Below are 13979 nucleotides of genomic sequence, written 5' to 3'. Positions count from 1 at the left end.
ATTGGTTGAGCTTTGGTTGGTTTGGTCAACTACACGCAAAACAATCAATCTATAAAAACAATAAACGTAAAAAAAGCTCCCTATAAAAGCATAAAAGGAAATTTCCTTTTAAAAAATTTCCTTTTATGCCATACAAATCAAAAGTCTCCCCCGCCCGGGGGAGATTTAGAGGGGGCTACTACTGTTGCCCGTCATTCAATAATGGTGCAAACTTTTTAACGTAATCCTTTAACTGCCCATCGAATTTCTTAAATAACGCCGGCTGATTGTTTTCTTTTACAAAGTCGGTCATTCCATTTAGTATCTGCAAACCAATTTGTATATCACGCTTGCTCAAGGTGTTATCGTTTGTAGTTAGCAAATGATAATTATAATCAAGTTGATCGGTTACGTACTCATCAAGATGGTTTGCCATTTTGGTACCCAACACTACATCATTTAATTGAAATGCCATCTGTATTAAAAATATTTTACGGCCGGCTATATCAATGTAAGGGTTGATATCGGGCATTTCCTGGTCGTATTTGTGCAGTACTTTCAAAGCCAGGTCATTATGTCCTTCCTTCATCAGGTTTTGAATCAAGTCGGTAAAAGTAGTGGTCATTACCGGGTAAAACATAGATGTTGATTCGTGATCAAGATATTTAGCCGTTTTAAAGTTGCCGAATTTAAACTTGGTCATCACATTATTGTACATCACCATGGTGTTGGTTTTACTCAACTGATCATGTACCGTTGTATCTTTTTGGAAAGGTATTAAATGGTATGTAAAACCCTCTTTATACAAATATGGCTGCAAACCAATCAGGTTTTCATTGCCGATGGTTGTAGTAAAGCAAATAGGCCTTTTCCAGTTATTATGTGCAAGTATATCTAATATGGCCAGGTTCTCTTTAGTTACATAATTTGGCGGAAATTTCCAATCCATTATGCTTGCAAGCCTGCTTTTTTGATCTGGCGTTACCACGCCCATTTTTACTACCTGGTCTGGGTTTATGGTTAGTTTTAGGTTTTTGGTAGGCAGGTAATTTCCAAAATCGCCGCTTTGGTATTCAACTTGTGTAGCTTTATCATCAGATGTTATAAAGTCAAAAACTTCTTTTACTTCCTGCGGACCGTCCAATTTCTTGTCGTTAAAATAAATGGCATCGCGTACACCCTCCTTATATTTATCATAAGGCATGGTAATAGGCAAAGGATCCGATTCATTCATTTTTTTCTGCATCTGGCGGATGTACCAGTCGCCGGTAAATAAACTCAGGTTCACGATGCGTACATCGGGCCTGATGCCTTCAACTTCCTGATCATACCATAACGAGTAGGTATCATTATCGCCATAGGTAAATAAGATGGCATCTTTAGGGCACGATATCAGGTAGTTATAAGCCATATCATGCGGAGTCATTTTTGTTGAGCGATCATGATTGCCCCACTCTTTGCTGGCCAGCAAAACAGGCGCAGCCAATAAACATATAGCTGTTGATGCTAAAGCGGCGGTTCTACCGTCAATAAACTTACGGGCGCTTTCGGCAATAGCTATAACGCCTAAGCCTATCCAAATGGCAAACGCATAAAAGGAGCCAACGTAGGAGTAATCACGCTCGCGCGGCTGTACATTGGCTTGATTAACATATAACACGATAGCCAGCCCTGTAAAGAAGAAAAGTAACAACACTACCAGCGCATCTTTCTTTTTACGGTTAAAATGATAAGCAGCCCCAATTAAACCGATAATGAGCGGTAAAGCATATAATGGCGTATAGGTTACAGCACTTGTAACTGACTTTGGTAGATGCCTGCCGCCATCAAATATCCCGGTTGTCCAGTTACCATCAATGGCTACCATACTTTGTTGCCCATCGGCATCATTGTAGCGGCCAACAAAATTCCATAAAAAATAACGCCAGTACATCTGGTACATTTGCCAGGTAAACATCCAGCTTAAGTTGTTTGCAAAGTTTGGCGCCTGTCCTTCAGGGATGCGTAGCCACTCTTTATAAAACTGTACATCCTGCGGGTCGGTACTGTACATGCGCGGCAAAATTGTGGTATGATCATATACCGTTTCAATTTTTTTACCAGCATTCTCATATTTAGTATTTCCCTTACGATAAATGATACTTCCCTCCTTTTGCTCGGTAACCTGGGCATCATAGTATTGTCCAACCAATAAAGGATTTTCGCCGTACTGAATGCGGTTTAAATAACCATAAAGGGTAAATGCATTATCTGGGTGCGAGTTATTTAAATCGGGGTTTGCGGTTGCCCTGATAGGAATATAGGCAAATGAGCCATAACCAAAATAAATGAACGCCAGGCATAACAATGCCAGGTTAAGCGTTGGCTTTTTTGCACGGATACTATATATAATACCCAATACAAGCGCGGCCACTATAATTAGCATAAAAAAGAAAGCCCCGCTGCCAAAGCCCATTCCCAGGCTATTTACAAAGAAAAGGTCAAAATAAGCAGCAAACTTAATGGTGTATCCCCTAACGCCATACTGTACCAGGCCCAGGATAACTATCCCGGCCAAAAATGCCAATATACCATTGCCCACGTTGATATTTTTACTCCTGCGGAAGAAATAAACAATAGCCAAAGCTGGTATGGTTAATAAATTAAGCAGGTGGATACCTATTGATAAACCTATAACATAGGCAATAAAAACCAGCCATTTATCGGCGCCTTTTTCATCGGCGTGGGCGTCCCATTTTAAAATGGCCCAAAATACAATGGCTGTACATAGTGACGATAAAGCAAACACTATGGTTTCGACAGCCGAGAACCAGAAAGTATCGGTATATGTGAACGCCAATGCGCCAACCAGGCCGGCACCCATAATCAATATCAGGTTTGTTTGGCTAACCTCATCTTCGCGTTTGTTGAGTAATAATTTTTTGGCTAATGCAGTAATTGTCCAAAATAAAAACATTATGGTAGCCCCGCTTGCAATAGCCGAACCCATGTTTGTATAATAAGGCACCTTAGCATTATTACCGAAGGAAAGCAATGAAAATAGCTTGCCCAACATGGCAAAAACAGGGTACCCCGGTTGGTGAGCTACCTGCAACCGGTAGGCGCATGAAATAAATTCACCGCAATCCCAAAAACTAACTGACGGTTCTAATGTTAAAATGTAGGTAATTGAAGCTATAACAAAGCAAAGCCAGCCTAAAAGATTATTGATTTTTTTGTACTGCATTTATATAAATAGTAAGGATTTTTATCGCGCGGGCAAATATCACTATTTTTAAATGGTAATTAAAAAAAACAGTTTGCCTGTGCCAAATTTAACATTTATTAACTTTTTAGAACAGCCATATTCACACATCAAAACACGTTCTGCAAATCTATTACCAATGAAAATTTTTATCTTACCATAAATAATACTTATTTTGTTGCGATGCAAAAAATCTACCCATTTTTATCCATAAAATTATTTTTGTTAGCCGGAGTCATCCTGGTTTCGGTTCAAGGAGTTAAGGCGCAGTCAACTTATCTGCCAAACTCCTACCAGTTGTACCAAAAATTCAACGCCGATATTTATTCAACTAAAACTGCATTCCACAGTTCGTTACGCCCATTTTTGATAGATAGCCTTATCCAGCATAGTTATGATTCGGTGATGAATGTTGGCGTAAATCCCGACCGTAAAAGCTGGTTTACACGCAAACTATTAAATGAACACCTTTTTGAAGTTAACAGGCCTAACTATACTTTTTACGGGGATATTATTCTTGATTTAGACGTAAGTAAGGATTTTAACGCAAAAAGCGGCGGTCCGGCTCAAACATTTTCGTCGCAAGGGCAATTCGCAAATTTAACGGTAAATTCAAGTAATTATTTAAATACCCGGGGCTACCAGTTTGGCGGTACTGTTGGCAAAAACTTTTCTTTTTACACCAGCGGTTTTGAAAATGCTGCCAAATTCCCCACGTATTATAATACTGTTGTAAATGCCAATCAATTTATACCAGGCCAGGCTTATTTAAGGAATTACAAGGGCATAGCCAAAAACTCGGCAGATTGGTCGTATGTAACAGCAATCATATCTTATAATGTTACAAAAAACGTGAACGTTACCCTGGGCGAGGATAAAATGTTTATCGGGGATGGTTACCGGTCGTTGTTGTTATCAGATTATGCCGCCAATATGCCCTTGTTAAGGGTAACGGCTAATCTTGGTAAACATGTACAGTATATGGCTACCTGGGCTTATATTGAAGACGTGAAAGAAAAAAAATTCGATACGTTTGGAAGCAACCGCCGCAAATGGGCATTTTTTCATTACATCGATTGGAACGTGAGTAACCGGGTTTCGTTTGGTTTCTTTAACGCTCTTATTTCTCCGGAAGCAGATGCAACCGGCAACAGGCGCGGCTTTGATGCCAACATGATAAATCCAATTTTCTTCTCCAGTTCATTGGGGCCATCTCAGCAACCAAAAGACAATACTTTGGTTGGGTTTACAGCCAAATACAAAATCCTTGATAAAACCGCATTGTACGCCCAGTTATTGCTGGATAGGTTTAAAGCTGGTAGTTTTTTCTCGGGTAATAATGCAGATAATACCAATGGTGTTCAGGTGGGTATCCGCGGAGCCGATCTTTTTGCTGTTAAGCACTTTAACTACCTCTTTGAATTTAATACAGTTAAACCGTATACTTATCAAAGTGCCAACACCATAAGCAGCTACAATTTTTATGGCGATCCGTTAGCACATCCTTATGGTGCAAATTTCAGGGAAGCCCTGGGCATCCTAAACTACTCTTTTGGTAGGATTGATCTGCAAGGGCAGGTAAATTACGCCAAGTACGGTACCGATTCGCTCGCCGCCGGCAACAATGGCAAAATTGTGAATAAACCATTTGTACCAACGGCAACTACCACCACAACCGTTGGCCAGGGACTAAGCACCCAGCTTTACTATGCCGAAGGCACCATTTCATTTTTGATTAACCCTAAATATAACCTCCGTTTTGAATTAAGCGGTTTATACCGCCAGGAAAAAAGTGCTAAAGCAGATAACAAAACAACGATGCTTACCTTTGGACTGAGAAGCTCGTTCAGAAATCTATATCATGATTTTTAATCACACCCCGGAGATTTTACAAAATTGATATTTTAAGATTATTAAAAACGCGATGCTTAATTATATTGCGTTTTTTTGTGCCTTTTAATTGGCAAATGCGTCCAGCGCCACAGTAGGTTTTCCGGAGGCGTCAAAAGCTCCTAAACCATAACCCTGCCAGCTGTTATAGGCTTCGGGTTCCCAATAAAAAACGCCTTTGCCGTTGCTGCCATTTACAGCTTTTACTTTGCTGATAATATCCAAAAGGAAAGCTTTAGATTCTGTCGGTGCGCCAGCTTCCATCCCTACCTCAACCACCATAACCGGGGTTGAATACCTGGAAACCATATCGTTCATGTTGGTTAAACATTGCGAATCCAAATCGGCCCAGTTTGTTTTGGATGGGTATAAGGACATGCCAATGATATCCCACTGGGCTCCGTTGGCTTTCAACCCATCAAACATCCAGCGAAAAAGACCGTTATCATAACCGTTGGAGATGTGTACAATTACCTGGCTTGTTGGGCTCACTTCTTTAACTGCAGCATAACAGCTTTTGATTAGGGCTGCAAAATTGGCCATGTTTTTTGAGGCGCGGCCATCTTCCCAAAGCATGCCATCGTTAGTTTCGTTACCAACCTGTACCCATATCGGGGTTATACCATTATCTTTTAAGGTATTCATCACACTTTTGGTATAATCGTGCACCGTGGTGGTCAAAGTGGCAAAATCGGGTGCGGCCCAGGCGGCTGGCTTGGCCTGTTTACCCGGATCGGCCCAGGTATCGCTGTAATGAAAATCAATCATAATATTAAAACCCTGGGCTTTGGCACGCAGCGCTTTAGCCACCACGTCGGCAGTGTTGCAGTAGCCATTTGTTGGGTTAACCCAGGCACGTAGCCTTATGGCATTAAATCCGAGGCTTTTTAACAGTGCAAACAAATCCTGCTGCGCGCCCGATTTGTCGTAAAACTTGATACCCTTGGCTTCCATTTCGGTAACCCAGCTAACATCAGCACCCTTCACGATGGTAACCGGCGGATCAACAACAGGATCTGGCGTTTTATCGGTTTTACCTTTTGAGCACGAAAAATTAAGGAAGCTTAACAGCAAAATACCAGAGCACAAAATCTTCTTCATCTTAGTTATAATTATTAATAATCGGCAAACAAATGTAATGCTAAAAGCTGAAAGCCTGAGGCGGAAAGCTTTTAACAGGCATCAAAAACAGAAAGCAGATATTGAAAATTCGGCTCACGCTAATTCTCAATATCTGCTTCGGTAACGTTATTTCCTGGTTTTGGGCATTAAGCCTTCTGCTTTCAGTTCAAATTATAGTCTACCTGTTCTCGATGGAACCGTAGCCGCAGATACATAGTTAAAACTTTGTGTTTGATCGCCTACCATGATCTTAAACTCCCCTGCTTCGGTTACGGTTTTGCTTATATCGTTTACAAAGGCGAGGTCTTTCGGGGTTATTTTAAATGATACCGTTTTTGTTTCGCCTGGTTTTAACGAGATTTTATCGTACGCCCTTAAACGTTTGGTATCCGGAGCAATGCTGGCATATTGCTGGCTGGTGTACAACAGCACCGATTCTTTACCCTCAACCTGCCCGGTGTTTTTAACATCAACCGTAACCGTTAAGGTTTCGTTATCCTTTAGCTCAGGCTTGCTGATATGCAGGTTATTGTAACTGAATGTGGTATAGCTTAAACCTGTGCCGAACTCGTATAATGGATTGTAACCATGTTTATCATCAGGGTTGCCGTTTTCAAGGTTTTTACGGTAATAGTTATTTAAAGCGTTAGGGAAACGCGGATAGGTTATCGGCAATTTACCCGATGGGTTCACATCGCCAAATAAAATGCTTGCGATAGCATCGCCGCCTTCATTACCCGGTAAATAAGCCATCAGCGTAGCTGCCGAAAGTTTCTCGGCATCAGTAACAATCCTTGGGCGGCCCTCGGCCAATACCAATATTACTGGTTTCCCTGTTTTTGCCAAGGCCTGTGCCAGTTGAATTTGAGCAGGAGGAAGATTCAGGTCTTCGATATTACCTACGTTTTCGGTATAGGATAATTCGCCAAGGCAAAGTACCACCACATCGGCTTTTTTAGCGGCATTAACAGCTTCGTCGATGTTTTGCAGGCTGTCGAAAGCAGCACCAGCTTCATAGCTAACGTTGTTTTTTCCTATTTTTTGCTGAATAGCTTCCAATATGGTGTTTTTATTAGCGGCAAACTTATCCGATTCATCACCTTGCCAGGTATAGCTCCATCCCCCGTCTAACGAACGCATAGTATTGGCCGTAGGGCCGGTTACCAGTACCTTCATGCTTTTTTTAAGTGGCAGCACGTTGCTGTTGTTTTTAAGCAATGTGATGGCCTCATTTGCAGCCTGCACGCTTGCCATACGGTACTCTTCCGATCCGAATTTCGGATAATCAGCAGGATTGCCAACCGGGCGTTCAAATAAGCCCAGTTCGTACTTAACTTTCAAAATACGGTGTACAGCTTCGTTAATACGGGCCATGGACACCTTGCCTTCCTTAACCAGCTCAACCAGGTAAGTAAAAAAAGTATAATCGTAAGGTACCATGCTCATATCAACACCGGCGTTAACCGCAATCATCACTGCATCCTTTTGGGTGGCAGCTATATGATGACGATCATGCAGGTATTGAATATCGCGCCAGTCTGTAACGGCTATGCCATCAAAATGCAGTTCGCCGCGCAATACATCGGTCAACAAATATTTGCTGGCATGTACGGGTACCCCATTAATTTCGCCCGAGTTGATCATTAATGTTTTGGCACCGGCCTTTACGGCTTCAGCAAACGAAGGCAAAAAGTATTCGCGCATATAACGGTCAGGGATCCAGGCCGGGGTACGGTCTTTACCGCTTAACGGAAAGCTATAGCCCAGGTAATGCTTCATACAGGCGGCTACATGGTATTTATCGCCTACATCATTACCCTGGTAGCCTTTTATGATAGCTGCGCCCATGGTTTTCACCAGGTACGGATCTTCGCCAAAGGTTTCATAAATGCGTGGCCAAAGGGCCGATTTTCCCAAATCGAGCACCGGCGAATAATTCCATGGAATATAGCTGGCACGGGTTTCATAGGCAGTAATTTCACCTGCTTTATGGGCAATATCGCGGTTAAATGTGGCCGCCACAGCAATTTCCTGCGGAAACAGCGTGCTGCCTACGGTATAAGTTACACCATGTATGGCATCTATACCATAAATAACCGGAATTTTTAAACGGTCCTGGTCGGCGGCTTTTTGGATGGTCGATATTACATCATACCAATGCTCGCGGCTGTAGGCATGCCCGCTTACATTAAGGATAGAGCCTACATGATATTTCATGATGGCTTCTTTTAGCTTATCGGCATCTAGCTGATGATCGGCCACATTTGTTTTTGACACCACATCGGAGGTAACTTCGGTCATCTGACCTACTTTTTCTTCCAATGTCATTTTAGCTATCAGGGCATTTACCTTTGCATCGATAGCACTCACCACCGGCTTTTTTTGAGCCTGTACTGCCGGTGACATTACATTGAGCAAAAGTAAACTTGCTGCCGTTATGTAAATTTTTCGCATTTGTTGATTGATTTTATTTGAGAGGTTTCGAGTTAGTTGATTTCGTTTTTACGCTTAGCTGACTTTGCAAAGCTTCTATCGCGTTAGCAAGGTATGCCATTGGGGCATTCCAATTTATGGTAACTTCATTGGCTGCATAGGCCTGGGTATCGTCGATGTAAGCTTCGTCGGGCACTTTAGATGGCACTTTGATACCATCCTGCATGCCGGGGTTTGGCCCGCCCACCAACAATCCAGGTATCGGGTCAGTTACCCCATCGCTTGCAGATGGGCGGTGATGCGGGTGCATAGGCGTTTTAGTGCCATAACCTGTTACGTACGAGTATCCTGTAGCGTTTCTTCCCAGCAGATAATCCAGGTCGGTCAGCGCGTTATCCAGGTACTTTTTATCGTGCGATAACCGGTAAGCCTGTAATAGTAAAACCCCCTGGTTGGCCGCATCTGAGTTGCTGCCCCAGCCAAAATGCCGGGCAGATAGTGTCATCGAGGTTTGGTAAGCATTGTCATCCACACCTTTGATCAACCCGTCGGCGGTGTTTATTAATCTTTTTTTAATCTCGGGCAATTCAGGAATGGCTGCGTTGTTTTTAAGCAGCGTATAATAGCCCAGTAGCTTCACCTGRCCCCAGGCCGGTACAGGCATTTTATCATCGGGCAACAGGCTGATATTTTTCAGGAAACCAGCATCACGGGTGCTAACAAACAATTCGGATGCTGCCCAGATAAATTCATCGGTAAAATTGTTATCGCCATAACCGCCGGTGGTTACAGCCGGACTAAACTTTTTATTATTCTCATCCTGCCGGTAAGCAACATTTGGATTATTAGCGGCCCATTGCCAGGCTTTTTTTGCTGCGATGAGGCATGAATCGGCCAGGCCTGGTGTTTGTTGCGGAAATCGCTTAAAAATTCTTGAGGCCTGTGCCATAACCGCGGCAAAATCAAGAGCTGCGGCCGTACCTTTTTGTACTACATACCGGGGCGTGGGATCTTTATCCGGCATTTCAAACTTATCAAATACTGCGTTGGTTAATTTATGATACACACCGCCATCGTTAGGATCCTGCATGGTAAGCATCCACCGCAGGTTCCAGAGCACCTCGTTCAGCAGGTCGGGCACGCCATTACCGCTTTCGGGTATATTAAGCTTAACGGTTTTCATGTAGGCAGGATAATCCTCGTATAACGAAAGTAAGGTACCTGTGCTGATGCCGCTGTTTACCACGTATTTGTTATAGTCGCCGGCATCGTACCAACCACGGGGCGATGAGATAATGGTACCGGCCGGCCGTTTATCGCTTGCGGCGGAAGGATGCACCAATACCTTATCATCAGGATGCCCTTCTGCCCTGCTCCATTTACCGGCATACTTTACCGGCAGCGCAGTTGATGCCCGCATAAAGTAATAGGCTTTGATAACCCCTTTAGCTACGTTTTGGTGAACATTACCTGTTATTTTAAATGGATAAGAATTTCCTGCGCCGGTTACAGTCAACACGTACTCGCCCGGTTTATTAAAACTGCTAAAATCTGCTATATATGTGGTTTTGCCCGCGAACGACGGGTTTACAGACGGTGTTAAAATACCCCTGAATACAGTACGTTTATTTAACGCGCGGATGGTAAATGAACGGCCATCGCCGCTTAAAACTATTGCCTTTTTGGGGCCATTTGGATAAAAGCCAATTTGGTTTAACCTGATTGGATTTGACGAAGTATCTTTAATTTGAGCAACCCCTAATTGAACAATCAACAGCAATAAAAATATACCTGTTAATCTGCCTGCTAAAACTTTAACTTTATTTGAATTTATACTCATTATGCTACACCCTTTACCTGTTTTTTATTGGATAAAAACCGGAATTTAAATATAGGTGTACAACTTACAATAAGTATAATACTATTATTGCCAATTAGCCTGAAATTATAATACTAAAAAGACACTTTTATGTTGAGTAACCAGCGGTAAGACTTGAATAAAAAAAGGCCTGCCACGGTACGGCAAGCCTTGTAATAATATCGTTTAGGATTTAACCTTTTACAGCGAAAATATTTTATAAGCTAATGAAAGACTAAAGATGCTAACGCGGGTATGTGAATAACCGGGGCCATAACCGATTTTATTTAAACCGCCTTCATACCTTAAATCAACCGAAAAATCTTTGATATCTACACCGGCGCCAAGCTGGATGCCGTAGTTAGCATCTTTATAGTTTAGTTTAGTCGCATCGGCAATACCTTGATCTTTGTTAATAGTAAAAGAAAGAACAGGGCCTCCATAAAAACGTCCGCCTAAACCGAACGCACCTATTTTTGTACCAATAAGCAAGGGCACATCCAAACTCGTAAACTTAGCTTTGTTCTCATTTCCTAAATCGTCCTTAATAGTCAGGTTTTTTGCTGTGGCATATAATTCCGGTTGGAAATTAAAGCCAAGTGCGCCGAACCGTGCCCAAACGCCACCTAAATAACCGGCTTGCGAGCTGTTGTCATATTTTCCGTTTGCAGGAAATGCCGAAAAGTTTAATCCGGCTTTAGCGCCAAATGAAAAGCTTGGTATCACCTGGGCAGATGCAAAGCCTATAGATAACAGGCAGATACTAAATGTAAGTAAGAATGTTTTTTTCATTTTCAAAGGGTTATGATTAGGCGATAAATTTATGTAAAAATATTATAAGTAGCCTAAGGTAATTTAGCAAAGCCCTTAAATAGCAATCCGGTTTACATCATTGGGCTTCCTGGCGCCAAAAATATAAACCGGACATATCAGAAATAATTTCTGCGATAAATGTAAAACTTTTTTACAATTCCTAAAACTTTTCTGTTTTTTTTAAAGCGTTAATTTGCCCTGGTAATAATCTAATATTTTGTTGTAGATAAAGCAGTCGTACCGCGCGTTTATCATTGCAAGCTTGGTACGGTCGAGGTTGTTTTTTGTCAATACAAATTCAACAGACGTTAATACGCCGGCATTAAAACGGATCTCGGCTATTCTGAATGATTCTGAGTACGCTTTAACCTGTTCAAGTAAAACGGTATATCTTTCGTAAGCCAGCGTCATGTTCAGATAGGCTTGTTCAACACTTTGTTTCAAAACTATTTTAGCATTATTCTCGACATACTTTGCTTCCTGGTAGTTGATTTTTGCCAGCGAAACTTTGTTGCGGTTTTGAAAATAGTTTAATATCGGAATGTGTAAACTCAGGCTTATTTGCGTATTGTAGTTGTTTTTAAACTGATCATAATAACCAATATTTTGAATACTGTTATTTGCCACCTTGGTATACACCGGCTGATTTCCGCCCGGCCCTTTAATATATGAACCCGTATTTACTTCGGCCGAATCAATAAAAGTTGATTTTTGGGCAGCGCTGGAGTAGTTGGTAAAAATACCAGCTCCCAGTGAGAGTGTAGGTAGTAACGCACCCTGGGTAACTTTAACACCCTTTTCGGCGCTCCTGCTCCGCAATTCGGCTGCTTTAATGAAAGCCAGCTGTTGCAGCGCTGTATCGTACACCTGTTCTGACGATGCATCCGTTTTGCTTGATACATCCTGCACGCTCAATGGTTCAAGCTTCAGGTTTTTGTTATACGGAATGTTTAACATTTGCATCAGGCTAAGTTTTGAAACCTCCAACGCACTTTTTGCGGCAACAAAATTCAGCTGGTTATCACCGTAAGTACCTTTCAAATCGTACAAATCACCAGGCAGCTTATTAGCGCCTTCTTTTTCTAAAATGGTTAAGCGCTCAACCTGTTTCTTTGATACTTCCAGTTGATTGGTTACCTGGTTTAATAATTCTGCATTATCCAAAACAGATAAGTAGGCTGTTATAACCTGTATAGTTATCTGGTCTTTAGCCTGCTGAAAATCCATTTTACCCGCCTGGTATGAAAGCGAGGTTTGTTTGATATTGTTTAAATTTTGAAGGCCGCTAAACAAGGTAAGGCTGCCATTTAAACTATAATTACCCGACGTAAGCGATTGGTTTACATAGCTGTAGGTGTAAGTATTTAAACTGCGGCCATTATTTATGCTATGGTTAACATCGCCGCTAATGGTAGGCAGCAAATACTCTTTAGCTTGTTTGTAGCCGATTTCCAGCCGCTGCATATCAAGCTCACTTTTTTTAACGTCGAGGTTGTTTTTTATCGCAATGTCAACACATTGCCTGATAGATAGAACAGAATCGGTTTGCGCCTGTACCTGTGTTGCCGACAGTGCTATCAAACCAAAAAATATAAATTTAAAATATCGCATTACTATATGATGATCAGAGTTGTTTTGATGATGCTATTTTACCGTCGAGCAGGTTAATGATGCGCGTACCGTATTCGGCATTTTTTTCGGAGTGGGTTACTTGTATAATGGTTACTTTATCTTCTTTGTTCAGCTTGCGAAAAAGCTCCATGATCTCTTCGCCTTGTTTGGAGTTAAGGTTACCTGTTGGCTCATCGGCTAATAACAATTTTGGTTTGGCAATCAACGCACGGGCAATACCTACCAATTGCTGCTGACCGCCCGATAACTGTGCCGGGAAAAGGTCTTTTTTGCCAACTATGTTAAATTTATCCAGTATATCTGCAACCATGGCTTTACGTTCCGAGCTTTTAAAATCCTGGTAAATTAGCGGAGTTTCGATGTTTTCATACACAGTAAGCTCGTCAATAAGGTGATAAGCCTGGAAAACAAAGCCAATGTATTGTTTATACAAAGCCGAGCGTTGTTTTTCTTTAAGCTGGTGTACAGCGTGGCCTGCAAAATAGTGATAGCCGTCGGTTGGCTCATCCAGCATACCTATAACATTAAGCAACGTTGATTTACCAGATCCTGATGGCCCCATGATAGAAATAAACTCGCCCTCGTCAACCTCAAGGCTCAGATCGTTGAGCACGTAATTTTTTAGTCCACTTACCTGGTAGTATTTTGAAATATGCTGAAGTGATAACATTTTTTGTTGTGAATTAATAAGTTGGTGAATTAGTGATTTAAATTTTACTTAACAGCAATAATAATAATCATTTTATGATTCAGGTATCAATAATATACCAAACTTTCAAACAGCTAATTATCAGTAAGTTAATTAAAATCAAATAAATAATAACTGTACGCTTATGTAACATGGGGCGTACGGTAATGATACAATGGTGAAAGGTGAAAGGTGAAAGGTGAAAGGTGAAAGGTGAAAGGTGAAAGGTGAAAGGTGAAAGGTGAAAGGTGAAAGGTGAAAGGTGAAAGGTGAAAGGTGAAAGGTGAAAGGTGAAAGGTGAAAGGTGAAAGGTGAAAGGT

The 13979-nt window shown here is 41.6% G+C and carries 8 protein-coding genes; 1 reads left to right on the top strand and 7 read right to left on the bottom strand.

Translation table 11 applies throughout. The features are described from left to right. Positions 1–178: 178 nt before the first annotated feature. A complete protein-coding gene (locus AC1DU2_RS28650) occupies positions 179–3205 on the bottom strand; it encodes a glycosyltransferase family 117 protein (protein WP_477388811.1) in 3027 nt (1008 codons plus the stop codon). A 201-nt stretch (positions 3206–3406) separates the two neighbouring features. On the opposite strand from AC1DU2_RS28650, the gene AC1DU2_RS28645 reads away from it, so the two are divergent. Continuing rightward, entirely contained in the window at positions 3407–5095 is a 1689-nt protein-coding gene (locus AC1DU2_RS28645) for a gliding motility protein RemB (RefSeq protein WP_477365155.1), read from the top strand. 84 nt (positions 5096–5179) lie between these two features. On the opposite strand, the gene AC1DU2_RS28640 is transcribed toward AC1DU2_RS28645, so the two are convergent. The 6 genes from AC1DU2_RS28640 to AC1DU2_RS28615 all read right to left on the bottom strand — a co-directional run bounded on the left by AC1DU2_RS28640 (position 5180) and on the right by AC1DU2_RS28615 (position 13641). After that, on the bottom strand, positions 5180–6214 hold the full coding sequence (locus AC1DU2_RS28640) for a glycoside hydrolase family 53 protein (protein WP_477388809.1): 1035 nt from the start codon (positions 6212–6214) through the stop codon (positions 5180–5182). 192 nt (positions 6215–6406) lie between these two features. Then, positions 6407–8689: a glycoside hydrolase family 3 N-terminal domain-containing protein gene (locus tag AC1DU2_RS28635; protein WP_477388807.1), complete on the bottom strand. Its 2283-nt coding sequence runs from the start codon at positions 8687–8689 to the stop codon at positions 6407–6409. Positions 8690–8702: 13 nt separating this feature from the next. Continuing rightward, a complete protein-coding gene (locus AC1DU2_RS28630; protein WP_477388805.1) occupies positions 8703–10508 on the bottom strand; it encodes a glycoside hydrolase family 9 protein in 1806 nt (601 codons plus the stop codon). 219 nt (positions 10509–10727) lie between these two features. Then, entirely contained in the window at positions 10728–11318 is a 591-nt protein-coding gene (locus tag AC1DU2_RS28625) for a porin family protein (RefSeq protein ID WP_477388803.1), read from the bottom strand. Between the two features lie 201 nt (positions 11319–11519). After that, entirely contained in the window at positions 11520–12950 is a 1431-nt protein-coding gene (locus tag AC1DU2_RS28620; protein WP_477388802.1) for a TolC family protein, read from the bottom strand. Positions 12951–12963: 13 nt separating this feature from the next. Then, positions 12964–13641, bottom strand: coding sequence for an ABC transporter ATP-binding protein (locus tag AC1DU2_RS28615; RefSeq protein ID WP_147060076.1), 678 nt, complete (start codon positions 13639–13641; stop codon positions 12964–12966). Positions 13642–13979: the final 338 nt, after the last annotated feature.

It is taken from the genome of Mucilaginibacter sp. P4_C11 (assembly GCF_056402115.1).
The sequence above is the reverse complement of the archived record's forward strand: the minus strand, read 5'-3'. Positions and strand labels throughout refer to the sequence as shown.

Bases quoted from the DNA above. Each gene is read 5' to 3' on its own strand.
- AC1DU2_RS28650 (WP_477388811.1), bottom strand. From the start codon at position 3,205: ATGCAGTACAAAAAAATCAATAATCTTTTAGGCTGGCTTTGCTTTGTT.
- AC1DU2_RS28645 (WP_477365155.1), top strand. From the start codon at position 3,407: ATGCAAAAAATCTACCCATTTTTATCCATAAAATTATTTTTGTTAGCC.
- AC1DU2_RS28640 (WP_477388809.1), bottom strand. From the start codon at position 6,214: ATGAAGAAGATTTTGTGCTCTGGTATTTTGCTGTTAAGCTTCCTTAAT.
- AC1DU2_RS28635 (WP_477388807.1), bottom strand. From the start codon at position 8,689: ATGCGAAAAATTTACATAACGGCAGCAAGTTTACTTTTGCTCAATGTA.
- AC1DU2_RS28625 (WP_477388803.1), bottom strand. From the start codon at position 11,318: ATGAAAAAAACATTCTTACTTACATTTAGTATCTGCCTGTTATCTATA.
- AC1DU2_RS28620 (WP_477388802.1), bottom strand. From the start codon at position 12,950: ATGCGATATTTTAAATTTATATTTTTTGGTTTGATAGCACTGTCGGCA.
- AC1DU2_RS28615 (WP_147060076.1), bottom strand. From the start codon at position 13,641: ATGTTATCACTTCAGCATATTTCAAAATACTACCAGGTAAGTGGACTA.